Annotated in this window: 22 protein-coding genes and 3 tRNA genes; 13 read left to right on the top strand and 12 right to left on the bottom strand. The window is 67.3% G+C overall.

Annotated elements, in window-relative coordinates:
• Nucleotides 1-36: 36 nt before the first annotated feature.
• On the bottom strand, nt 37-600 hold the full coding sequence (gene greB / locus DIE02_RS12000) for a transcription elongation factor GreB (protein WP_124522114.1): 564 nt from the start codon (nt 598-600) through the stop codon (nt 37-39).
• Nucleotides 601-731: 131 nt separating this feature from the next.
• Between greB and DIE02_RS11995 the strand changes: the two genes are divergently transcribed.
• Both DIE02_RS11995 and DIE02_RS11990 read left to right on the top strand, forming a co-directional pair.
• Nucleotides 732-808 (top strand) — tRNA-Arg (locus DIE02_RS11995).
• A gap of 67 nt (nt 809-875) precedes the next feature.
• Nucleotides 876-952: transfer RNA gene (locus DIE02_RS11990), tRNA-Arg, on the top strand.
• A gap of 196 nt (nt 953-1,148) precedes the next feature.
• On the opposite strand, the gene DIE02_RS11985 is transcribed toward DIE02_RS11990, so the two are convergent.
• The 4 genes from DIE02_RS11985 to DIE02_RS11970 form a co-directional block, all read right to left on the bottom strand.
• Entirely contained in the window at nt 1,149-3,515 is a 2,367-nt protein-coding gene (locus tag DIE02_RS11985; RefSeq protein WP_124522116.1) for a bifunctional (p)ppGpp synthetase/guanosine-3',5'-bis(diphosphate) 3'-pyrophosphohydrolase, read from the bottom strand.
• Nucleotides 3,516-3,578: 63 nt separating this feature from the next.
• Nucleotides 3,579-3,782, bottom strand: coding sequence for a DNA-directed RNA polymerase subunit omega (rpoZ, locus tag DIE02_RS11980; protein ID WP_044848533.1), 204 nt, complete (start codon nt 3,780-3,782; stop codon nt 3,579-3,581).
• A gap of 58 nt (nt 3,783-3,840) precedes the next feature.
• On the bottom strand, nt 3,841-4,524 hold the full coding sequence (gene gmk, locus DIE02_RS11975) for a guanylate kinase (RefSeq protein WP_124487795.1): 684 nt from the start codon (nt 4,522-4,524) through the stop codon (nt 3,841-3,843).
• 6 nt (nt 4,525-4,530) lie between these two features.
• Nucleotides 4,531-5,454: a YicC/YloC family endoribonuclease gene (locus DIE02_RS11970; RefSeq protein WP_059598967.1), complete on the bottom strand. Its 924-nt coding sequence runs from the start codon at nt 5,452-5,454 to the stop codon at nt 4,531-4,533.
• A 175-nt stretch (nt 5,455-5,629) separates the two neighbouring features.
• On the opposite strand from DIE02_RS11970, the gene rph reads away from it, so the two are divergent.
• From rph to DIE02_RS11920, 9 genes are all read left to right on the top strand, one after another.
• Nucleotides 5,630-6,370, top strand: a complete 741-nt coding sequence (gene rph / locus DIE02_RS11965; protein WP_124529059.1) for a ribonuclease PH — start codon at nt 5,630-5,632, stop codon at nt 6,368-6,370.
• Nucleotides 6,363-6,992, top strand: a complete 630-nt coding sequence (gene rdgB, locus DIE02_RS11960) for an RdgB/HAM1 family non-canonical purine NTP pyrophosphatase (protein WP_124487792.1) — start codon at nt 6,363-6,365, stop codon at nt 6,990-6,992. Before rph ends, rdgB begins: the two co-directional genes overlap by 8 nt.
• 34 nt (nt 6,993-7,026) lie before the next feature.
• Entirely contained in the window at nt 7,027-8,241 is a 1,215-nt protein-coding gene (hemW, locus tag DIE02_RS11955; RefSeq protein ID WP_124522118.1) for a radical SAM family heme chaperone HemW, read from the top strand.
• A 42-nt stretch (nt 8,242-8,283) separates the two neighbouring features.
• Nucleotides 8,284-8,371, top strand: a tRNA-Ser gene (locus DIE02_RS11950).
• Nucleotides 8,372-8,524: 153 nt separating this feature from the next.
• The gene (locus tag DIE02_RS11945) at nt 8,525-8,926 is read left to right on the top strand and encodes a hypothetical protein (RefSeq protein WP_044848554.1); all 402 of its coding nucleotides are present in this window, start codon (nt 8,525-8,527) and stop codon (nt 8,924-8,926) included.
• Nucleotides 8,927-9,087: 161 nt separating this feature from the next.
• A complete protein-coding gene (locus DIE02_RS11940) occupies nt 9,088-9,381 on the top strand; it encodes a hypothetical protein (protein WP_044848553.1) in 294 nt (97 codons plus the stop codon).
• A gap of 235 nt (nt 9,382-9,616) precedes the next feature.
• On the top strand, nt 9,617-10,108 hold the full coding sequence (locus DIE02_RS11935; RefSeq protein WP_124522120.1) for an energy transducer TonB: 492 nt from the start codon (nt 9,617-9,619) through the stop codon (nt 10,106-10,108).
• A 287-nt stretch (nt 10,109-10,395) separates the two neighbouring features.
• The gene (locus DIE02_RS11925) at nt 10,396-11,706 is read left to right on the top strand and encodes an MFS transporter (protein ID WP_124521660.1); all 1,311 of its coding nucleotides are present in this window, start codon (nt 10,396-10,398) and stop codon (nt 11,704-11,706) included.
• Between the two features lie 103 nt (nt 11,707-11,809).
• Nucleotides 11,810-11,989: a hypothetical protein gene (locus DIE02_RS11920; RefSeq protein ID WP_124522122.1), complete on the top strand. Its 180-nt coding sequence runs from the start codon at nt 11,810-11,812 to the stop codon at nt 11,987-11,989.
• A 56-nt stretch (nt 11,990-12,045) separates the two neighbouring features.
• Here the strand turns inward: DIE02_RS11920 and waaC are convergent, their stop codons facing one another.
• Nucleotides 12,046-13,044, bottom strand: coding sequence for a lipopolysaccharide heptosyltransferase I (gene waaC / locus DIE02_RS11915; protein ID WP_044849276.1), 999 nt, complete (start codon nt 13,042-13,044; stop codon nt 12,046-12,048).
• A 180-nt stretch (nt 13,045-13,224) separates the two neighbouring features.
• Between waaC and DIE02_RS11910 the strand changes: the two genes are divergently transcribed.
• On the top strand, nt 13,225-14,808 hold the full coding sequence (locus DIE02_RS11910; RefSeq protein WP_260426261.1) for a chloride channel protein: 1,584 nt from the start codon (nt 13,225-13,227) through the stop codon (nt 14,806-14,808).
• Nucleotides 14,809-14,924: 116 nt separating this feature from the next.
• On the opposite strand, the gene DIE02_RS11905 is transcribed toward DIE02_RS11910, so the two are convergent.
• The 5 genes from DIE02_RS11905 to DIE02_RS11885 all read right to left on the bottom strand — a co-directional run bounded on the left by DIE02_RS11905 (nt 14,925) and on the right by DIE02_RS11885 (nt 18,213).
• Complete coding sequence (locus DIE02_RS11905) at nt 14,925-15,326, bottom strand: YXWGXW repeat-containing protein (protein WP_124487787.1); 402 nt, start codon at nt 15,324-15,326, stop codon at nt 14,925-14,927.
• A gap of 157 nt (nt 15,327-15,483) precedes the next feature.
• On the bottom strand, nt 15,484-15,738 hold the full coding sequence (gene minE / locus DIE02_RS11900; protein WP_006486661.1) for a cell division topological specificity factor MinE: 255 nt from the start codon (nt 15,736-15,738) through the stop codon (nt 15,484-15,486).
• A gap of 12 nt (nt 15,739-15,750) precedes the next feature.
• Complete coding sequence (gene minD, locus DIE02_RS11895; protein ID WP_044849298.1) at nt 15,751-16,566, bottom strand: septum site-determining protein MinD; 816 nt, start codon at nt 16,564-16,566, stop codon at nt 15,751-15,753.
• A gap of 59 nt (nt 16,567-16,625) precedes the next feature.
• Nucleotides 16,626-17,393 (bottom strand): septum site-determining protein MinC, encoded by a 768-nt coding sequence (gene minC, locus DIE02_RS11890; RefSeq protein WP_124522124.1) that lies wholly within the window; start codon nt 17,391-17,393, stop codon nt 16,626-16,628.
• A 166-nt stretch (nt 17,394-17,559) separates the two neighbouring features.
• On the bottom strand, nt 17,560-18,213 hold the full coding sequence (locus DIE02_RS11885; RefSeq protein ID WP_260426262.1) for a GNAT family N-acetyltransferase: 654 nt from the start codon (nt 18,211-18,213) through the stop codon (nt 17,560-17,562).
• 544 nt (nt 18,214-18,757) lie between these two features.
• Here DIE02_RS11885 and DIE02_RS11880 point away from each other — a divergent pair.
• Nucleotides 18,758-19,918: an alkane 1-monooxygenase gene (locus DIE02_RS11880; protein ID WP_124522126.1), complete on the top strand. Its 1,161-nt coding sequence runs from the start codon at nt 18,758-18,760 to the stop codon at nt 19,916-19,918.
• Between the two features lie 75 nt (nt 19,919-19,993).
• Here the strand turns inward: DIE02_RS11880 and DIE02_RS11875 are convergent, their stop codons facing one another.
• Nucleotides 19,994-21,529: a methyl-accepting chemotaxis protein gene (locus tag DIE02_RS11875; RefSeq protein WP_124487784.1), complete on the bottom strand. Its 1,536-nt coding sequence runs from the start codon at nt 21,527-21,529 to the stop codon at nt 19,994-19,996.
• Between the last annotated feature and the right edge of the window lie 53 nt (nt 21,530-21,582).

Here is a 21,582-nt window from a genome sequence, read left to right as displayed (position 1 = left end):
TTCAGCGCTGCACCGCACGCATGCGCCGCGCCATGCTCACGCGCTGCCCGACGCCGGATAGCGAACGTCGAGCACGTCGATCGGCTGGGGACCGGCCGGCGTCATCAGCGTGACGGTATCGCCGATCTTCGCCTTGATGAGCGCCCGCGCGACCGGCGAGATCCAGCTGACGCAACCGCGATCGAGATCGACCTCGTCGATCCCGACGATGGTAACGGTATGATCCTCGCCGTCCGGCGTCGCGTAATCGACGGTCGCGCCGAAAAACACCTGGTCGACGTTCTCCTGGCGGCTCGCGTCGACGACTTCGGCGAGATCGAGCCGCTTCGTCAGGAAGCGGATCCGGCGGTCGATCTCGCGCAACCGCCGCTTGCCGTAGATGTAGTCGCCGTTCTCCGACCGGTCGCCGTTCGACGCGGCCCACGACACCAGCCGCACGACCTCGGGACGCTCGACGTCGATCAGGTTCAGGAACTCGTCCCTGAGCCGCTTGTGGCCGGCCGGGGTGATGTAATTCTTCGTGCCCGCCGGAATCGCGGGCTGACCCGGGTCGAGATCGTCGTCGTCGCCGTCCGACTCTTTGACAAACGCCTTGTTCATGATGCAGATTCAACGCATGGATGACTGATGCTTCAAGGGTACACGAAGGCGGCCTTCCCAAGATCGGGTGACATTTTTTGCGAATAAGGCTTCCCTTTTTATACAACCCTGCTATACTTCCGCTTCTGCGTGCGGCTGTAGCTCAGTTGGATAGAGTACTTGGCTACGAACCAAGGGGTCGTGGGTTCGAATCCTGCCAGCCGCGCCACCTTTTTCGAGGGCCTTCCCAACCGAAGGCCCTTTCAGTTCGATGTTGTAGCATTTTGTTGTTGCGTGCGGCTGTAGCTCAGTTGGATAGAGTACTTGGCTACGAACCAAGGGGTCGTGGGTTCGAATCCTGCCAGCCGCGCCACCTCAGAAGGGCCTTCCTCCGGGAAGGCCCTTTTTTCTTTTCCGCTTACCCTCTTCGCCTCTCCTCCTCTTCCCGGCAACACCGATCGCGCCCGAATCGTGCGGGAGCTGCCGCCACACAACGCCAAGCCCACATCACAAACGAAAACGGCGGCCCGTGGCCGCCGTCTCATTCCGCTGCATCGCAACGCGCAGCGTCAGTAATCCTGCCGCTCGCGCTCGATGCGCATGCCGCCGTCATGACGCGCGTGCACGCTGTCGTCGGTCGAGCGCTCGCGCATGATCCGCATCACGTCCGGATTGGTCCGCACGCGCCGCATCACGTTCGCGAGATGCACGCGGTCGCTCACCTGGATCACGAAGCGCAGCACCGTCGATTCGTGCGTCAGATCCTCGTCCATCGCGATGTGAACGATGTTCGCGTCCGCCGACGTGATATCCGCCGCGACGCGCGCGAAGATGCCCTTCGTGTTCTTCACGAGCGCCTTCACCGCGACGTCGAACAGACGACCCGGCTGCGGCGCCCATTCGACGTCGATCCAGCGGCCCGGATCGCGGCGATGGATGCGCTGCGCGACGCGGCAATCCGTCGTATGAATCGCCATCCCGAGACCGATGCCGATATAGCCCATGATCGCGTCGCCCGGAATCGGCCGGCAGCACGCCGACAGTTGCACGGACATCCCTTCGGTGCCGGTAATCACGACCGGCGGCGCATTATGCGCGGGGTGCCGCTCGGACTTCGGCAGATCGTCGTCCGCATCGCGGCCGCTCATCAGCACCTCGATGCGCTTGGCCATCACCGCGGCGACGCGGCGGCCGAGGCCGATGTCCGCGAAGATTTCCTGGCGGCTCTTGTTGCCCGTCCACTGGACGAGCTTCTCCCACACTTCCGGCCCCACATCGGCCAGCGCGAGCCCGTAACCCTTCAGACTCTGGTCGACGAGCCGCTCGCCGAGCTGCACCGACTCGTTCAGGCGCATCGTCTTCAGGTAGTGACGAATCGCCGAACGCGCCTTGCCGGTGCGCACGAAGCCGAGCCATGCGGGGTTCGGCTTCGAATACGGCGCGGTGATCACCTCGACGATGTCGCCGCTCTTCAGCTCGGTACGCAGCGGCAGCAACTCGTTGTTGATCTTCACGGCCACGCACTGGTTGCCGAGATCGCTGTGGATCGAATACGCGAAATCGAGCGCCGTCGCGCCGCGCGGCAGCGCCATGATCTTCGACTTCGGCGTGAACACGTAGACCGCATCCGGGAACAGGTCGATCTTCACGTGTTCGAGGAACTCGCTCGAATCGCCGGCTTCGCTCTGGATGTCGAGCAGCGACTTCAGCCACTGGTGCGCGCGCTTCTGCACGTCGTTCAGGTCCGCGCCGCCGTTCTTGTACAGCCAGTGCGCGGCCACGCCGGCCTCGGCGATCTCGTGCATCTTGCGCGTGCGCACCTGGAACTCGATCGGCGCGCCGAACGGGCCGACGAGCGTCGTGTGCAGCGACTGATAGCCGTTGATCTTCGGGATCGCGATGTAGTCCTTGAACTTGCCGGGCACGGGCTTGTACAGCGCGTGCAGCGCGCCGATGCACGTGTAGCAGTCGAGCGGGCTGTCGACGACGACGCGAAAACCGTACACGTCGAGCACCTGCGAGAACGACAGCTGCTTGTCGCGCATCTTGCGATAAATGCTGTAGATCGTCTTTTCGCGGCCGGTGATCTCGGCGTCGAGCTTCGCGTCGCCCATCGCGCGCTGGGCGGCCTCGAGGATCTTGCTGATCACTTCGCGGCGGTTGCCGCGCGCGGCCTTCACGGCCTTCTCGAGCGTCGCGTAGCGATGCGGGTTGAAGTTCGCGAAGCTCATGTCCTGCAGCTCGCGATACGTGTTGTTCAACCCGAGGCGGTGCGCGATCGGCGCATAGATGTCGAGCGTTTCGCGGGCGACGCGGCGGCGCTTTTCCATCGGCACCGCACCGAGCGTGCGCATGTTGTGCAGACGATCGGCGAGCTTGACGAGGATGACGCGCACGTCGCGCGCCATCGCGAGCAGCATCTTGCGGAAGTTTTCCGCCTGCGCTTCCTCGCGGCTGCGGAACTCCATCTTGTCGAGCTTCGACAGGCCGTCGACCAGTTCGGCGACCTTCGGGCCGAACCGTTCGGCCAGCTCGCTCTTGGTCACGCCTTGGTCTTCCATCACGTCGTGCAGCAGCGCCGCCATGACGGCTTGCGCGTCGAGCTTCCAGCCGGCGCAGATTTCCGCGACGGCGACGGGATGGGTGATGTAGGGTTCGCCGCTCTGGCGATATTGACCGAGGTGGGCTTCGTCGCTGAAGTGGAACGCCGCCTTGACCTCTTTGATTTCTTCCGGAGGGAGATACTCGGCAAGCACGCCCGTCAGTTTCGCGATCGAAACGACGCCGTGCTTGCGCGGCTGCTCCGGCGTGGCGGTCGGCCCGAACAGGTGCCGAAAGGACTGTTCGAGGACCGCGTCGATGTACTGGCGCGCAGGCGACTGGGCCGTGGCTTCGGTGGTCGAATCCGCGGAGGCGGACGATGGGGTGGTGCTCATATTCGCCTCCAGGTCGAGTCGTTGCGCGCGTGGACTACATGGCTGGAACGGGCCGGATGCGCGTTACACCGGCACCTTCTTCAGCATCTCGACGCCGACCTGGCCGGAGGCGATCTCGCGCAGCGCGACGACGGTCGGCTTGTCGCGGCTCTCGATCTTCGGCGTATGGCCTTGCGCGAGCTGCCGCGCGCGGTAGGTGGCGGCGAGCGCCAGTTCGAAGCGGTTGGGGATTTGCTTCAGGCAGTCTTCGACGGTAATGCGAGCCATGTTGGAAATTCCTTCTGAATATAGTCGTTATTCTACCTTATGTCCCTCTACCCTCGCGTCATTCCGCGTGGGGCAGATGGATGCCGAGCTCGATGAACAGCTCCGCGTGTCGCGCGTACTGCGAAGCAAAGCGCAGGCGCGTGGCCGCGACGATGCATTCGAGTTCGGCGAGTGCACGATCGAAATTCTCGTTGATCACGACGTATTCCGCTTCCGACGCGTGCGCGATCTCGCTGCCGGCAGCCAGCAGGCGCCGCGTGATCACGTTCGGCTCGTCCTGGCCGCGCTTCTTCAGACGTTCCTCGAGCGCGTCGAGCGACGGCGGCAGGATGAAGATGCCGACCGCGTTGCGGAACTGCTTCTTCACCTGCAGTGCGCCCTGCCAGTCGATCTCGAGCAGCACGTCGTGGCCGTTCATCATCTGCTCTTCGATCCAGACGCGCGACGTGCCGTAATAGTTGCCGTGCACTTCCGCGCTCTCGAGGAATTCGTGCGCGGCGTGGCGCGCGCGGAAATCCTCGACGGTCGTGAAGTGGTAGTGCTGGCCGTCCTGCTCGCCCGGGCGCGGCTTGCGCGTCGTGTACGAGATCGACAGGCAGATGTCGCTGTCCTTCGACAGCAACGCGTTCACGAGCGTCGACTTGCCGGCACCCGACGGCGCGACGACCATGAACAGGTTGCCGGGATAGACGCCGCCGTGCAGCGCATGCGACGCGTGGCCGTCGCGGTTGAGGTCGGTCATGTTGCTTTACTCCAGGTTTTGCACTTGCTCACGCATCTGCTCGATCAACAGCTTGAGCGCCATCGATGCGTCGGCGAGTTCCTTCGCCGCCGCCTTCGAGCCGAGCGTGTTTGCTTCGCGATTCAGTTCCTGCATCATGAAGTCGAGACGCTTGCCGACGCGGCCGCCCTTCTCGATCACGTGACGCGTTTCGTTCAGGTGCGCGGTGAGTCGCGACAGCTCTTCCGCGATGTCGATCCGGATGCCGTACATCGTCACTTCCTGACGAATGCGTTCCGCGGCTTCCTCGCGCGTGACGATCGGCGCGCTGCCTTCGGGCGCCGCAATGCCGAGCGCTTCCTGCAGCCGCTCGACGATCTTCTGCTGATGCTTCGCGATCAGCTCAGGCACGAGCGGCGTGATGCGCGCGACGATCGCTTCCATTTCGGTGACGTTCGACAGCAGCATCGTCGCCAGCTGCGCGCCTTCGCGCGAACGCACGACGACGAGCTCGCCGATCGCTTCCTTGCCGCACGCGAGCACCGCGTCGCGGATCGCTTCGGCCGACACGCCGCTCTCGGCGAGCACGCCCGGCCAGCGCAGGATCTCGCCCGCGCGCAGGCGGCCGACGCCCGGGAACGAATCGAGCACCGAACGCTCGAGCTCGGCGAGCTGGCCGAGCGCCGTCTGGTTCAGCGCGCCCGCACCGATGCTCTGCTCGCCGCGCTGCAGGTTGATGCGCACGTCGACCTTGCCGCGCGACAGCTTGTTCATCAGCATTTCGCGCAGCGCGGGTTCGCACGCGCGCACGTCGTCCGGCATGCGGAAATTCAGGTCGAGGAAGCGCGAGTTCACGGTGCGCAGTTCGACCGACACGCTGGTGCCGCCGTTGCCGGTGGCCGTCGCGAGTTCGCGCGTCGCGCTCGCATAGCCCGTCATGCTGTAGATCATGGTTCGTCTCGCCGTCTGGGTGCCCTTCACGGGCGGGAATATGTCGAGGCGCCCGGCGCATTGCAAGGCGCGGGGCGGGAAGCGCGCATTATCCCATTTTTGCGCCCCACCCCGCCGGGCACGCCTGCCGTTCGGCGCTAAAATCGGGGTTTCCTCTTCCGTCCACGATTCCCCCATGACGTCTTCCCTGTCCCGCCCGAGCGGCCGCCGCGCCGACGAACTGCGCAAGGTCGCCCTCACGCGCCACTACACGAAACACGCCGAAGGCTCGGTACTCGTCGAATTCGGCGATACCAAGGTGATCTGCACCGCGAGCGTCGCCGAGCGCGTGCCCGAATTCCTGCGCGATCGCGGCCAGGGCTGGCTGACGGCCGAATACGGAATGCTGCCGCGCGCGACGCACACGCGCAGCGACCGTGAAGCGGCGCGCGGCAAGCAGACGGGCCGCACGCAGGAAATTCAGCGCCTGATCGGCCGTGCGCTGCGCGCGGTGTTCGATCTGGAGGCGCTCGGCCCGCGCACGATCCACATCGACTGCGACGTGATCCAGGCCGACGGCGGCACGCGCACGGCCAGCATCACCGGCGCCTTCGTCGCCGCGCACGACGCCGTGTCGAAGCTGATCGCGGCCGGCAAGCTCGCGCGCTCGCCGATCACCGGCCACGTCGCCGCGATCTCGGTCGGCGTGTACGAAGGCGCGCCCGTGCTCGATCTCGACTATGCCGAAGATTCGCAGTGCGATACCGACATGAACGTCGTGATGACGGGCGCCGGCGGCTTCGTCGAAGTCCAGGGCACCGCCGAAGGCGTGCCGTTCTCGCGCGCCGAGATGAACGCGCTGCTCGACCTCGCGCAAAACGGGATCGGCCAGCTCGTGCAGCTGCAGAAGGACGTGCTGGGCGCCGGCCATGTCTGATGATCGCACCCTCGCGCCGCTGTCGCGCATCGTGCTCGCGTCGAACAACGCCGGCAAGCTGCGCGAATTCACCGCGCTGTTCTCGACGGTCGGCATCGAGATCGTGCCGCAGGGCGACCTGGCCGTGCCCGAGGCGGAAGAACCGTTCGGCACGTTCATCGAGAATGCGCTGACGAAAGCGCGGCACGCGTCGCGGCTCACCGGCCTGCCGGCGATCGCCGACGATTCGGGGCTGTGCGTGCGCGCGCTGCGCGGCGCACCGGGCGTCTATTCGGCGCGCTATGCGCAGCGCGCGGGCGGCGCCAAGGGCGACGCGGCCAACAATGCGTACCTCGTCGAGCAGCTGCGCGGCGTCGCAGACCGACGCGCATACTATTGCTGCGTGCTCGCGCTGGTGCGCCACGCGGACGATCCCGAACCGCTGTTCGCCGAAGGCCGCTGGGTGGGCGAGATCGTCGACACGCCGCGCGGCGAGCACGGATTCGGCTACGACCCGTATTTCCACCTGCCGTCGCTCGGCGCGACGGCGGCCGAACTCGAGCCGGCCGTGAAGAACACGCACAGCCATCGCGCGCTCGCGCTGAAGGCGCTGCTCGCGCGGCTCGCGGAGGAACCGGCATGATCGTCCTCGTCACGCATTCGCAACCGGAGGCCGCATGAGCCAGGCGGTGGAAACCGGCGCGCGCGTCGTCGCGACCTTCACGTCGCCCGGGCAGGTACGGCTCACGTCGCTGCCGCCGCTCGCGCTGTACGTGCATTTTCCGTGGTGCGTGCGCAAGTGCCCGTACTGCGATTTCAACTCGCACGAGTGGAAAGGCGAGCGGTTTCCGGAAACCGAGTACCTCGATGCGCTGCGCGCCGATCTCGAACAGGCGCTGCCGCTCGTCTGGGGCCGGCAGGTGCATACGGTGTTCATCGGCGGCGGCACGCCGAGCCTGCTGTCCGCGGCCGGCCTCGACCGGCTGCTGTCCGACGTGCGCGCCCTGCTGCCGCTCGATGCCGACGCCGAGATCACGCTCGAGGCGAACCCGGGCACGTTCGAGGCCGCGAAGTTCGCGCAATTCCGCGCGAGCGGCGTGAACCGCCTGTCGGTCGGCATCCAGAGCTTCAACGAAGGCCATCTGAAAGCGCTCGGCCGTATTCACGACACCGCGCAGGCGCGCGCGGCCGTCGAGATCGCCGCGAAGACGTTCGACAACTTCAACCTCGACCTGATGTTTGCGCTGCCGAACCAGACGCTCGACGAATGCCGGGCCGACATCGAGACCGCGCTGTCGTACGCGCCGCCGCATCTGTCGCTGTATCACCTGACGCTCGAGCCGAACACGCTGTTCGCGAAGTTTCCGCCCGCGGTGCCCGACGACGACGCGTCGGCCGACATGCAGGAATGGATCCACGCGCGCACGGCCGAGGCCGGCTACGACCGCTACGAAGTGTCGGCGTACGCGAAGCCGAATCATCAGTGCAAGCACAACCTGAACTACTGGCGCTTCGGCGACTATCTCGGAATCGGCGCGGGCGCGCACACGAAGCTGTCGTTCCCGAACCGGATCCTGCGGCAGGCGCGCTACAAGCATCCGGCCACCTTCATCGAACAGGCGATGGCCGGCACGCCGGTGCAGGAAGAGCGTGAAGTCGGGGCGCGCGACCTGCCGTTCGAGTTCATGCTGAACACGCTGCGGCTCGTCGAGGGCTTCCCGGTGCACAGCTTCGTCGAACGCACGGGTTTGCCGATCAGCACGATCGAGCCGGCACTGAAGGAAGCGGAACGGCGCGGGCTGATCACGCGCGATTTCGCGCAGATCGCGCCGACGCCGCTCGGCCAGCGTTTCCTCAACGACTTGCAGGAATTGTTCCTGCGTGACGATTGAAGCGGAACGAGGCGGCATTTCGGTTACAATGCCGCCTCGTGTGGAAGCGTGGCCGAGCGGTTTAAGGCACCGGTCTTGAAAACCGGCGACGGGAAACTGTCCGTGAGTTCGAATCTCACCGCTTCCGCCAGGAAGTTCGCCCAACCCCGTCCATTCATCGAATGACGGGGTTTTTGTTTGTCCGCGGCGCGCCGCGCACGCTGCCCGCCTCTGCCTGCCGACGCATCTCGCCCGATGCCGTTACAATCCGGCGCTCCGATTCGCGAAACGGGAAATCCACGTCATGAAGCCCTTCATCGCCTCGTCGCTCGTCGCCCTGCTGGCCGCCGTCGGCACGCACGCAGCGGCCGCCGATTCCGCCTCCGGCACCGACGCGCAAACACCGTCGTGCGCGATCGCGTACGTGAAGGGCGTCGGCGGCTCGCCGCGCGGCCTGCGCGAATATCTCGCGAGCCCGACGCCGTACAACTACCTGAAGGAAAACGAGCTCCAGTGCAAGGTATCGGATGACGGACGCGCGACGAACTGCACCGGCGTGACCTACATCCGCAACGAGCAGGTCAGCGTGTACGACGATTCCGACCCGGCGACGCTGACGGTCGTCGCGCCGGTGGAACTCGAGCACGGCCAGAAGTATCCGGTGATCCTCGTGGTGCAGCGCAAGGACGCGCGCTGCACGCGGTAACACGCACCGCCTGCGGCACGCTCGACGTTGCCGCAGGCGACGCGCGCAGCCCTCACGGGCCGGGCCGCCATCGCCTAGAATTCGATCAGCACGGCGACACGACCGCCGCCGCAATTCGATGCCGCCCGCACCATCCGTGCGTGCGGCACACGGAGACCGCCATGACCGAACTGTCGACAGCGCCCGATCACGTCGATTACGAAGGCTTCGAGATCCATGTGGTGCCGGGCCTCGTCCCCGGCAGCGATGCGCGCTACACCTACACAGGCTATGTCTGCCATCCGGGCGTGAACCCCGCGCTGCCGGATCATGCCGTGCCGTTCCATGCGGACGGCGAAGAAAGCTTCGCGAGCGTCGAGGAAGCGGTGCATGAAGCCGTGCACATCGGCAAGACCATCATCGACGGCACGCATCCGGACCTGTCCGTTCTATCGCTCGTGACACACGGCTACTGAGCCGGTCGAGCACGCCGCTGCCGTTGCGTCCGGCACGCGCCGCGCGTGCGCAATCGTCGTGCCCGCATGGTCACGTGTCATGTCACATCGCGTCGCGATGCGCGCCGGAAGCCCCGCCGAATCGCCATCATCCGCGAATCGGCACATCGCGCTTCGCGTGCTATGCGTTTGTCCCGATAACGCGCCGCGCGCAGACGCCTATCATTTTTTTATCGTCACCCTCCGGCACTCCCCCATGCCTCCTCTTCCCTGCCCGGGCGTCGACCGGCTGCGCATTGCCGCGCTGGTCGCCGCCGTCATGCTTGCCGCCTGCACGATCACGCCGCCCCCGTCGCTGCGCTCGATCCTGACGATTCCGTCGGTCATCCGCAGCGCGAATCGCGACCAGTACCGCGTGGAAGTCGCGCAGTGCGTCGCCGAGCACAATCCGTCCGCCGTGTCGCACGGGATGCCGCAGGCGATGCTGCGCTCGCTCGTCGTCGTCGCGTTCACCGTCGATCGCAGTGGCCAGCTCGTCAACGCATCCGTCTATCGCAGCAACGGCGACAGTGAAGCGGAAGCGCTCGCGCTCGCGTCGCTGCGCCGCTCGGCGCCACTGCCGCCACCGCCGTCGAAACTGCTGGACGGCAATGGCCGGCTCGAGATGATGGAAGGCTGGCTGTTCAACGACGACGGCCACTTCCAGTTGCAAAGCACCGCATCCGCGCAGGCGCAATCGATCGACTGAGCCCGCGCCCGCCCGCGTTTGCCGCCATGTCGCGGCGCTGGCTATAATTTTCCGCAATCGCGCGGCCACCCTCCCGCGCGCGTTCGCGCGCCGCACCCGGCATGCGAGCCGACCACGCCGGCACCGGGCGGCGGCGACCTATCCGTCTCCATCGTCGACCGGCGGGTGACGTCCGCGCCACGCCGCGCGTCCACGCCGCCGCCTCATCCGCTCGGCCGCTCCCGGCAAGCGCCCGCCTGCCCGAGCGCTCACCCGGCCGACCGCCCAACGACAAAACGGAGACATCCATGTCCGCATCTCCCCCGGCCGTTGCACACGCAACCGGTTCGGCCGGCGCCGTCAGCCACCGGCGCATCGTGTTCGCGAGCTTCATCGGCACCGCGATCGAGTTCTACGACTTCTACGTGTACGCGACCGCCGCGGCACTCGTCATCGGCCCCGTGTTCTTTCCGCACGGCTCCGCGACCGCCCAGGCGCTGTCCGCATTCGTCACGTTCGGCATCGCGTTCATCGCGCGGCCGATCGGCTCGTTCCTGTTCGGCCACTTCGGCGACCGCATCGGCCGCAAATCGACGCTCGTCGCGTCGCTGCTCGTGATGGGCGTGTCCACCACCGCGATCGGCTTCGTGCCCGGCTACGACACGATCGGTGCGCTCGCACCGGTGCTGCTGTGCGTGCTGCGCTTCGGCCAGGGGATCGGCCTCGGCGGCGAATGGGGCGGTGCGGCGCTGCTCGCGACCGAGCACGCGCCGCAAGGCAAGCGCGGCTGGTTCGGGATGTTCCCGCAGCTGGGCCCGTCGGTGGGCTTCCTGATGTCGAACGGGTTGTTCTTCGCGCTCGCGCTGTCGCTGTCCGACGAACAATTCCGCAGCTGGGGCTGGCGCATCCCGTTCCTCGTCAGCGCGGTGCTCGTCGCGCTCGGCCTGTACGTGCGGCTGAAAATCACCGAGACGCCGGCGTTCCAGGCCGCACTCGACCGCAACGAGCGCGTGCGCGTGCCGGTCGCGACGCTCGTCTCGCAACACTGGCAGCCGACGCTGCTCGGCGCGCTCGCGATGGTGGTCTGCTACACGCTGTTCTATATCTCGACGGTGTTCTCGCTGTCGTACGGCGTGTCGACGCTGCATATTCCGCGCCAGAGCTTCCTCGGCCTGCTGTGCTTCGCGGTCGTGTTCATGGGGCTTGCGACGCCGCTGTCGGCGTGGGCCTCGGACCGCTTCGGCCGCAAGCCGGTGCTGGTCGTCGGCGCGATCGCCGCGCTGTCGTCCGGCTTCGCGATGGAGCCGCTGCTCGGCAGCGGCTCGATGCCGCTCGTCGCGCTGTTCCTGACCATCGAGCTGTTCCTGATGGGCGTGACGTTCGCGCCGATGGGCGCGCTGCTGCCCGAATTGTTCCCGACCAACGTCCGCTATACGGGCGCGGGGGTCGCGTACAACCTCGGCGGGATCCTCGGCGCGTCGATCGCGCCGTACATCGCGCAGCTGCTCGCCGCGCGCGGCGGCCTGTCGTGGGTCGGCGGCTACGTGTCGGTTGCGGCGGCAATCAGCCTGGTCGGCGTGCTGCTGATGCGCGAAACCCGCGACGCATCGCTCGTCTGAGCCCTCGGGGCGCCCCGGGTTGTGCGGCGGGGGCCGCCGCTTACGTTCGATCCGGGGGCGCCGTCACGCACCCCGGGCTCCCTCCGCTGAAGGAGCCGCCGCAATGGACCTCCGCCTCGACAACGCCGACCTCGTCCTGATCCTGGCGCTCGCGCCGGGTGGCGCCCTGCTGCTCGCGGCGCGCTTCCGGCCGAAAACCTGGCGCGGCATCCTGTTCGAGGCGCTTCTCGCCAACCTGGCCGCCGTCGCCGCGGTGATGACGGTCGCAGCGCTGCTCGCCTGAACGCGCGGCCCGCTTCCCCCGGGCCGGTTCATGCCGATAGCGGGCTCGCGCTGGCCCTAGGCCGTCAGCCGGTCACGCAGCGCGCCATAGGCCGGCCCGACCGCATCGATCGCATCGAGTGCCTGCGCAACCGACGGCGGCGCGCCCGGTTCGCCGATCGACAGCGCGTTCGGCGCGCCGCCGATGCCGCAATGGTGACGCGACGTCGCGACGAAAATCATCACGGTCGGCCGCTGCAGCGCGTGCGCCATATGCACGAACCCGGTATCGACTCCCACCACGAGGGCGGCCCGGCCGATGGCCGCACCCAGTTCGCGCACCGACATCGCCGGCAGCACGATCGCGCCCGACGCACGCGCGGCAATGTCCTGCGCAGCGTCGTGTTCGGCTGCCGATCCCCACGGCACGAGCACGCGCACGCCGCGCGCCATCATCTGCGTGGCCAGTGCGGCCCAGTGGTCGGCGGGCCATTGCTTGTCCGGATTGGACGTGGCGTGAAACAGCAGCATGAACGGCGCGCCGTCGGTCACGGCGGGCGGCAGGCTCGCATCCTGCGGCGGGACGATCCCGTAAGCGGCGCTGCCCTCGGGGACATAGCCCAGCGCCTCGCCGGCGCTCACGCGCATCCCGTGCCACGCGTCGCAGTCCGGCCGCGGGCCGAAGCGATGCGAGTAGGCGAAGCGGGCACCCGCCTCGCCGAGATCCTGCGTCTGATAGCCGACGCGGCGCGCGGCACGCGCGAGTGCCGAGATGATCGCGCTCTTGTAGACGCCGTGCAGGTCGATGACCGCATCGTAGCGGTGCGCGCGCAGCGCGCCGATCGACGCCGAGATCGCCTTCAGGTCGCCGCCGTTCCGGAGCTTCTTGAACCGCCGCAACGGCGCGCAAAGCACCTTGCTCACACCCGGATGCCAGCGCACGACCTCGGCGCACGATTCGTCGACGGCCCAGTCGACCGTTACGCCCGGAAAGGCACGGTGGAGGTCCGCGACGACAGGCAGCGTCTGGACGACGTCGCCGAGCGACGTCACTTTCACGATGAGGATGCGTTTCACTTTTCTTATGATGAATGGGGTGGGCCGGCCATTTGGTGATGCTAACGACGGTTGCCGCGTTGATACATTACGCCGACATTACATTTGCAACAAAGTGCGACGCTTTTGTGAGGATTTGTCGAGCCCCGGCTGCATCAGGTTCTTTTTATAATGCGCTCTTTGCCCTCCCGGCTTCCGCCGATGCAACGCCCCGCCCTTCCTGCCCTGCTTTCCGGGTTGTTTCCCGCCCTCACCCGCCGCTCGCTGCGGATCTGGCGCCAGTACGGCGTGTTCTGGCTCGGCGCGATCGCCGTGGGCCTCGCGGCCGTGCTGTACGCGCGGCTGATCGACTGGGGCTACGACACGTTCCGCACGATGCGCGACCACGCCGCGTGGCTGCCGCTGCTGCTGACGCCGTCGATCGCCGCCGCGTCGGCATGGCTCACGCGCCGCTTCTTCCGCGGCGCCGAGGGCAGCGGGATCCCGCAGGTCATTGCGACGCTGCATGCGAGCCCGGGCGCGTTCGGCGCGCGGCTGCTGACCCTGCGCATCCTGTTCGGCAAGGTCCTGATCTCGTTCATGGGCATCCTCGGCGGCTTCACGATCGGACGCGAAGGCCCGACCGTGCAGGTCGGCGCGTCGCTGATGTTCAACCTGCGGCGCTTCTACCCGCGCTCGAACGCGCAGATCGAACGACAGCTCGTACTCGCCGGCGCGGCGGCCGGCCTGTCGGCCGCGTTCAATACGCCGCTCGCCGGGATCGTGTTCGCGATCGAGGAGCTGACCCGCAGCTTCTCCGCCCGCGCAAGCGGCGTGCTGATCACCGCGATCATCCTCGCCGGTGTCGTCGCGCTGGGCCTGAACGGCAACTACACGTACTTCGGCACGATCGACGCCGGCCAGCATTTCCCGAAGATGCTCGCCGTCGCCGTGCTCGTCACCGCGCTCGTGACCGGCGTCGCGGGCGGCCTCTTCAGCTGGCTGCTGCTCAATACCGGGCGCTGGCTGCCCGCGCGCCTGCTCGGCCTGTATCGCGAGCGCCCGATCGCGTTCGCGGCGCTGTGCGGTTTCGTGATCGCCGTCGTCGGCCTCGTGTCGGGCGGGACGACGTTCGGCAGCGGCTATGCCGAGGCGCGCGGCCTGCTCGACGGCCATGAACGGCTGTCGGTGCTCTATCCGTTCCTGAAGATGGTGTCGATGGTCGCGTCGTACCTGCCGGGCATTCCGGGCGGGATCTTCGCGCCGTCGCTGTCGATCGGCGCCGGGTTCGGCAACCTGCTGCACCTCGTGTTCGGCGACATGAGCCTGCCGATGCTGATCGCGCTCGCGATGGTCGGCTACCTCGCGGCGGTCACGCAGTCGCCGATCACGTCGTTCGTGATCGTGATGGAGATGATCAACGGTCACGCGCTCGTGATTTCGCTGATGGCGACCGCGCTGGTGTCGAGCCGGATGGCGCGCTTCTTCGCGCCGCCGCTCTACGAAACACTCGCGCAGCGCTATCTCGCGCCGCCCGCGGCCGCCGCTGAACCCGCCGCGGCGCCGGCGGTTGCGGCCGGCGTCGTCGAGCCGCAGGACGCGGCCACCGCGCCCGCCGATCCGCTCGACACGCTGCGCGAACGGGACGGTGGCGAGCCGGAGGCCCCGGCGGCCGGCAACGCCGCCACGCACACGCCCGCGACGTCGCACGACGACGGACCGTCCGCTTCCGGCACGACCGCTTCCGGCACGACTCCTTCCGGCACGAGCGGCCCGGCGCAGACGGGCCCGCGTACCCCTCAGTAGATCACCACCGGCGCGGGCCGATAGTAGACGGGCCGCGCCGGCACGACGATACAGCCGGCGAGCGTGATCGCGACGAGCGCAATGGCAAGGGCGGTTCTTTTCATCGCGCGCCTCCGTCAGGCCCAGTGGCCGCGCGTCCAGAACCAGTTCGGGCCGCGCTGATCCCAGTGGCCCGGCACCCAGTGCATGCCGATACGCTCGGTTTCCCAGCGACCGCCGATCCAGACGTAGCGGCCATGATCCCAGTGCCAGTGACCGCGCTCCCACACATAGCCGACGCGTGCGTCGGGCACGACCTCGTAGCGCACCGGCGGCGGCGCGTTCGGCGCGACGACGACGATTTCCTCGGCGGGCGCGGCCACCGGTTCGGCGACGACCATCCGGCCCGACTGCACCATCACGGGCGTACCGACGAGGATTTCGTCGGCGCGTGCGGCGAGCGGCGCGGCGACGGCTGACAGGCCCGCGGCGAACAGTACGAGCGAAACGATACGGCGTTGAACGGTAGAGACAGCCATCACAACCTCCTGATTGACAAATGACGCGAGCGTATTCGTTCAATGCGGGAGATCGACCAACGGCCGACAGACGCCGTGTTACGGCGCGACCGAAAGTGCAACAGGGCGTAAGACGCGCACGGCGGCAGGCGCCACCGTGCGGGGGGACAGACAGCGGTCAGGCTTGCGGAATCTCGATCTTCACTTCGAGGACTTCGAGATCGTCCTGGCGCTCGAGGCTCACGCGGATGTCATCGTTCGAAATATGGACGTACTTCGAGATGACCGCGACCAGCTCCTTCTGCAGCGCCGGCAGGTAATCGGCCGGCGGCCGGCCGCCGACCCGCTCGTGCGCGATGATGAGCTGCAGGCGCTCCTTCGCGACCGATGCGGACTTCTTCTTCTCGCCGAGGAGAAACGAAAGGATGGACATGGGCGGCCTCCGTTACTTGCTGCCGAAGAGGCGCTGCAGCAGGCCCGGCTTCTGATAATCGGTGAAGCGCAGCGGCTTGTCCTCGCCGAGGAAGCGCGCGACGACGTCCTTGTACGCTTCCGCAACGTCGGTGCCGTCGATGTGCACGGCCGGCAGGCCCTGGTTCGAGGCGTGCAGCACGGCTTCCGATTCCGGCACCACGCCGATCAGCTTGATGCGCAGGATCTCGCTGATGTCCTCGAGCGACAGCATTTCGCCTTCGCTCACGCGCTTCGGGCTGTAGCGCGTGATCAGCAGGTGTTCCTTGATCGGATCCTTGCCTTCGGCCGCGCGCTTCGTCTTCGACGACAGGATGCCGAGAATGCGGTCCGAGTCGCGCACCGACGACACTTCCGGGTTCGTGACGATCAGCGCTTCGTCCGCGAAGTACATCGCGTGCAGCGCGCCCGCCTCGATACCGGCCGGCGAGTCGCAGACGATGTATTCGAAGTCCATCGCGACCAGGTCGTTCAGCACCTTCTCGACACCGTCACGCGTGAGCGCATCCTTGTCGCGCGTCTGCGATGCCGGCAGGATGAACAGGTTCTCGCACTTCTTGTCCTTGATCAGCGCCTGGTTCAGGTTCGCTTCGCCCTGGATCACGTTGACGAGGTCATACACCACGCGACGCTCGCAGCCCATGATGAGATCGAGGTTGCGCAGGCCGACGTCGAAGTCGATCACGGCCGTCTTGTGGCCGCGCAGCGCGAGGCCGGACGCGAAGCTCGCGCTGGTCGTCGTCTTGCCCACGCCGCCCTTGCCCGAAGTCACCACGATGATTTTTGCCATTTACCCAATACCCTGTGTTCGTCAATGAGAGCCGATCGACCCGGAGCGTGCCGCGTGAATCACGTCAGGCGCAGCGGTTCGATCATCAGTTTTTCCTCTTCGAGCCGGATCTGCACCGATTTGCCCAGTATGTCGGCGGGCAACGGGTTCTCGGTCGTTCGATAGATACCCGCGATCGAAATCAGTTCCGGCTCCAGACACGTGCAGAAAATGCGCGCGTCGTGATTGCCGTGCACGCCCGCGAGTGCGCGGCCGCGCAACGGCGCGTAGATGTGGATGTTGCCTTCCGCGATGATCTCGGCACCGTGACTGACCGGCGCCAGCACCACGAGGTCTCCTTTCGCGTAAATCTGCTGCCCCGAACGCAGCGGCCGGTCGATCACCAGCGTCTGGCCGCCCGCCGCAACCGGCGTCGGCGCAGGTTCCGGCGCCGGTTCGGCTGCCGCGGCAGCGGCCGGCGCCGCGACGGGCGCCGCCTCCGCTTCCTCGGCCGGCTTCGCGGCCGACACGCGGCGATCGCGCGCCTCGAGCAACGGCAGGCCGGCTTCCCCCGCCCAGCCCTGCGTCGCCAGCGCGACGACGCCCACCGGGCGCATCCGCACGTCGTTCAGCATCTGGCGGATGTCGGCGAGCGCGACGCGTTCGCCGTCCGCGAGGCGGCGGACGTCGATCGCGACGACATCATCGGCGAAAAACTCGGGAGTCGCTTCGAAGCGCTTGACCAGTTCGGTACGCAACGCATCGAGATCGGTCGTCTTCACGGTGAACAGCAACGTATCGACCGATCCGCTGCGCAGCTCGAAGAATGGCGATTTTTTAAGCGACATGGACACTCTGCAAAAAATTTTTGCGTATTTTACAGGCGTCCACGCGTGCGGCCATTATTTTTGGGGAGCCAGGGGGCGACGGTCGCGGCGAGCGCGCAACCGGCAGGCGGGCAGTCGGGCGGGCGGCCGGGCCTTCATCACGCCGTGCGGCCCGCGCATTCATGCGTCAGGGTGTGTTGAAGTGCGACACGAACAACGACTTCATCGCGCCGGGCATCCGCGCGATCGGCGCATGCTCGCCCGTGTTGCCGAAGCCCGCCCGTTCGTAGAAACGGATCGCGTTGCGGTTCGCATCGGCGATCCATGCGTAGACGTCCCGCGCCCCGCGTTCGGCCAGCCACGCGGTAGCCGTTTCGAGCAACAGCACGCCGCCGCGCAGGTGGCGGACCGCGTGCGCGACCCACAGCTCGCTGACGAATGCGCGCCGCTCGGGCGTCGTGTCGAAATACGCGCCGATCATGCCGGCCGGATGGCCTTCGGTGTACAGCAGGAAAGTCGTCGACTCGTCGGACGCGGCACGCAGCGCGGCGATGGCCGCCGCCGCGTCGGAATCGACGTTCAGCAATTCGGCCTCCGGCGCTTCACCGGGCGCGTAGGGCTCACGCAGCGATGCGGCGCGGAGTTCGCGATACACGCCGCCCTGATCGGCAGCGATACGACGAACGGTCAAGGTCGAACTCATGCAGGCACAGCCCCCTTCGGACAGCAAGTTACTAGCTTCAACCGAAAGCGGGGCATGAGTCAAATCGTAATTTTCAAATGACAGCGCGGATCGAAAGGCAGCACGCGTCGCGCACGCGCGGGTGTGCGGGTGCAGCATCGACGCGTCGACGGGCCGCGACGCGTGGCAGTCCGAACGGCGAAGTCGGACGCGTCGCCCCGCTCGCCTTGTCATGCTTGGCATTCATGTGGTCAAGGTCCGACGTTTCCCCGCAGCGGCGCCGTAATGATCCGTAATATATGTATCCCAAAAAGCCGCGCCGCCACGCGATGTCGCGTCGCATTTATTGCATTGCAACATTCGTTGCGGACCCCGCCGCCGCATACTCGCGCGTGTGGTCTGCCGTATTCATCCGACGAGAATACCGGCTGCGCGAGCGGATCGGGCCCGCTCCGGCCTGTTTCAATCACCGTGGCGCAGGCCCCTCCCGGCCCGCGTCCTGCACGGGCCGCCGTTTGGAGTCGCCCGCCTAGCGGCGGGGTTTGGAAAGCGCGCGCGACGGTCGTATAACTGGCACAACCGGACCACCGATCCGGTGCCGCGCGCCGTGCCGCGGACCCACGACGATTCGAACGACGACAAGCGCGTCACTCGGCCGCCGCACCCGCACACGCGGGAGCCGGCCCCGAAAAGGAGGGAGACAATGGCAATGACCGACGCATCGGCCTCGGGCTGGTCGGATGGCAAACGTTATCTGTGGCTGCTCGGCGCGGTGACGATCACGCTGCCGATCCTCTCGGCCCAGCTCGCGCTGTCGACGGGCCTCCACGTGTTCTGGTGGTTCGGCCCGCTATTCGCGTTCGGCGTGATCCCGGTCCTGGACACGCTGATCGGCGACGATCGCGACAATCCGCCCGAAGCCGTCGTCCCGCATCTCGAACGCGAGCGCTACTACCGCTACATCGTCTATCTCGCGACGCTGGTCGAATACATCGCGTTCTTCATGTGCGTGCGGATCGTCGGCACGCATGCGCTCGCGTGGTACGACTACGTCGGCTTCGCGCTGTCGCTCGGCGCCGCAACGGGCATCTCGATCAACACCGCGCACGAACTCGGGCACAAGACCAGCCGCTTCGAGCGCTGGCTCGCGAAAGTCACGCTCGCGCCGGTGGCGTACGGGCACTTCTTCGTCGAGCACAACCGCGGCCATCACGTGCGCGTCGCGACGGCCGAGGATCCGGCGAGCGCGCGCTACGGCGAATCGTTCTGGGCCTTCCTGCCGCGCACGGTGACGGGCAGCATCCGCTCGGCGTGGCGCCTCGAGAAGGCACGCCTCGAGCGGCTCGGGCATTCGCCGTGGACCTGGCGCAACGAGGTGCTGCGCGCGTGGGCGATGACCGTCGTCGTGTGGGGCATCGCGCTCGCGATGGCCGGCAAGATCGTGATCCCGTTCCTCGTGATCCAGGCCGTGTACGGCGCGTCGCTGCTCGAAGTCGTCAACTACGTCGAGCACTACGGGCTCGGCCGCCTCAAGCTGCCGAGCGGCCGCTACGAGCGCTGCACGCCGCAGCATTCGTGGAACAGCAATCACGTCGTCACCAACCTGTTCCTGTACCAGTTGCAGCGGCACGCCGACCATCACGCGAACCCGACGCGCTCGTACCAGGCGCTGCGACACTTCGACGACTCGCCGCAACTGCCGGCCGGCTACGCGACGATGATCCTGTTCGCCTATGTGCCGCCGCTCTGGTATCGCGTGATGAATCCGCGTGTCGTCGCGCACTATGGCGGCAACATGGCGCAATCGAACATCAAGCCATCGATCCGCGCTCGCGTGCTCGCGCAGTATTCGGCCGCGGGGTGACGCAGGACGGCGCGGTCGCGGTCGCGGTCGCGGTCGCGGTCGCGGTCGCGGTCGCGGTCGCGGTCGGCAATATCATCACGCGGCCTGCGGCAGCCTGAACACGGCGACCGCGTGCCGCAGCGCGCTCGCCTGCTCGGCCAGCGCCTGCGTCGCCGCCGACGCCTGTTCGACCAGCGCCGCATTGCGCTGCGTCGCTTCATCCATCTGCGTGACCGCGACGTTCACCTGCTGGATGCCGCCGCTTTGCTCCTGCGAAGCGGACGAGATCTCGCCGACGATCGACGTGACCCGCTGCACCGCGCCGACGATCTCGTGGATCGATTCGCCCGCTCGCGCGATCAGCACGGCGCCCTCGTCGACCCGCCGCGTCGATTGCTCGATCAGCGTTTTGATCTCCTTGGCGGCGGCCGCGCTGCGCTGCGCGAGCGTGCGCACCTCCGACGCGACGACCGCGAAGCCGCGCCCCTGCTCGCCCGCGCGCGCCGCCTCGACGGCCGCGTTCAGCGCGAGGATGTTGGTCTGGAATGCGATGCCGTCGATGACCGCGATGATCTCGCCGACCTTCGCCGCGCTGGCGGCAATCCCGCTCATCGTGCCGACCGCGTCCGTCATCACGCCACCGCCCGCGGACGCGATGTCCGATGCGTCGCGTGCGAGCTGCGCCGCATGCTGCGCGTGTTCGGCCGACTGGCGCACGATGCCCGTCAGTTCGGTCATGCTGGCCGCGGTTTCCTCGAGCGAGGCAGCCTGCGCCTCGGTGCGCGACGACAGGTCGTGATTGCCCGCCGCGATCTGCGCGCTCGCGGTCGCGACGGCTTCGGCATGCGTACGCACCTCGAGCACGACACCCGACAGGCTCGCCTGCATCGTCTTCAATGCGCGCAGCAGATCGGCGATCTCGTCGCGGCCGGCCGCGTCGACGTCGCGCGTCAGGTCGCCGCCGGCCACCGCCTGTGCACAGGCCACGGCGCGATCGAGCGGCCGCAGGATCGCGCGGCTGAACAGGAACGCACCGATCATCGCGATGCCGAGCACGATCAGCATGAGCACGACGCTCGCCGCGGTCGCGTGGCGCGCATCGCGGCTCGCTTGCGACGATACGGCAGCACTCTCGTCGGCGATCGCCTTCGCCGCGCGCTCGAGCAGCGCGGCGGGCGCCCGGTCGACGCCCGCCACGGCCGCGTCCCCGGCCGTCGGCTCGAAGCCCGCGGCCTTGAACGCGTCGAACCCTCGCCGGTAGCCGTCGCCCATCGCCGCATGCGCGCGCATGAACTGCTCGACGAGCGTCCGGCTCTCGCCGGGCGGCAGCTCGCCGACGAGCTGCGCGGCGAGCGTGTCTACCGTGCGCTCGCGCGTCTGGAATGCCTGCCAGTACTTGTCGAGCTTGTCGGGCTGCTTGCCGCGCAGCAGCGTGTCCTTCCATTCCTGCACCTGCAGCTTGAACTGCACGAGCGTGGCCGATACGAGCCGCTCGTCGGCAACGTGCGTCTGCACGTCGTTCGCGAACGTGTCGATCGAGCGATTGAGAATGCGGATGCCGTACAGCGCGCCACAGAACATCAGCAGCAGCGCAATGGCGAATGCGAGGGGAATCTTGTAGCTCAGCTTCATGGGACCTTGGATCGTCGGAGAACGGCGACCGCGCAAAAAGCGCGAGCCGCCGA

It is taken from the genome of Burkholderia sp. Bp8991, assembly GCF_003853795.1.
In the GTDB taxonomy this organism is placed as follows: domain Bacteria; phylum Pseudomonadota; class Gammaproteobacteria; order Burkholderiales; family Burkholderiaceae; genus Burkholderia.
Note: the sequence above shows the minus strand (reverse complement) of the source record. Positions and strands in the feature narration are given on the sequence as shown.

Bases quoted from the DNA above. Each gene is read 5' to 3' on its own strand.
- greB (WP_124522114.1), bottom strand. From the start codon at position 600: ATGAACAAGGCGTTTGTCAAAGAGTCGGACGGCGACGACGACGATCTC.
- DIE02_RS11985 (WP_124522116.1), bottom strand. From the start codon at position 3,515: ATGAGCACCACCCCATCGTCCGCCTCCGCGGATTCGACCACCGAAGCC.
- rpoZ (WP_044848533.1), bottom strand. From the start codon at position 3,782: ATGGCTCGCATTACCGTCGAAGACTGCCTGAAGCAAATCCCCAACCGC.
- gmk (WP_124487795.1), bottom strand. From the start codon at position 4,524: ATGACCGACCTCAACCGCGACGGCCACGCGTCGCATGCGCTGCACGGC.
- DIE02_RS11970 (WP_059598967.1), bottom strand. From the start codon at position 5,454: ATGATCTACAGCATGACGGGCTATGCGAGCGCGACGCGCGAACTCGCG.
- rph (WP_124529059.1), top strand. From the start codon at position 5,630: ATGACGTCTTCCCTGTCCCGCCCGAGCGGCCGCCGCGCCGACGAACTG.
- rdgB (WP_124487792.1), top strand. From the start codon at position 6,363: ATGTCTGATGATCGCACCCTCGCGCCGCTGTCGCGCATCGTGCTCGCG.
- hemW (WP_124522118.1), top strand. From the start codon at position 7,027: ATGAGCCAGGCGGTGGAAACCGGCGCGCGCGTCGTCGCGACCTTCACG.
- DIE02_RS11945 (WP_044848554.1), top strand. From the start codon at position 8,525: ATGAAGCCCTTCATCGCCTCGTCGCTCGTCGCCCTGCTGGCCGCCGTC.
- DIE02_RS11940 (WP_044848553.1), top strand. From the start codon at position 9,088: ATGACCGAACTGTCGACAGCGCCCGATCACGTCGATTACGAAGGCTTC.
- DIE02_RS11935 (WP_124522120.1), top strand. From the start codon at position 9,617: ATGCCTCCTCTTCCCTGCCCGGGCGTCGACCGGCTGCGCATTGCCGCG.
- DIE02_RS11925 (WP_124521660.1), top strand. From the start codon at position 10,396: ATGTCCGCATCTCCCCCGGCCGTTGCACACGCAACCGGTTCGGCCGGC.
- DIE02_RS11920 (WP_124522122.1), top strand. From the start codon at position 11,810: ATGGACCTCCGCCTCGACAACGCCGACCTCGTCCTGATCCTGGCGCTC.
- DIE02_RS11910 (WP_260426261.1), top strand. From the start codon at position 13,225: ATGCAACGCCCCGCCCTTCCTGCCCTGCTTTCCGGGTTGTTTCCCGCC.
- DIE02_RS11905 (WP_124487787.1), bottom strand. From the start codon at position 15,326: ATGGCTGTCTCTACCGTTCAACGCCGTATCGTTTCGCTCGTACTGTTC.
- minE (WP_006486661.1), bottom strand. From the start codon at position 15,738: ATGTCCATCCTTTCGTTTCTCCTCGGCGAGAAGAAGAAGTCCGCATCG.
- minD (WP_044849298.1), bottom strand. From the start codon at position 16,566: ATGGCAAAAATCATCGTGGTGACTTCGGGCAAGGGCGGCGTGGGCAAG.
- minC (WP_124522124.1), bottom strand. From the start codon at position 17,393: ATGTCGCTTAAAAAATCGCCATTCTTCGAGCTGCGCAGCGGATCGGTC.
- DIE02_RS11885 (WP_260426262.1), bottom strand. From the start codon at position 18,213: ATGCTGCACCCGCACACCCGCGCGTGCGCGACGCGTGCTGCCTTTCGA.
- DIE02_RS11880 (WP_124522126.1), top strand. From the start codon at position 18,758: ATGGCAATGACCGACGCATCGGCCTCGGGCTGGTCGGATGGCAAACGT.
- DIE02_RS11875 (WP_124487784.1), bottom strand. From the start codon at position 21,529: ATGAAGCTGAGCTACAAGATTCCCCTCGCATTCGCCATTGCGCTGCTG.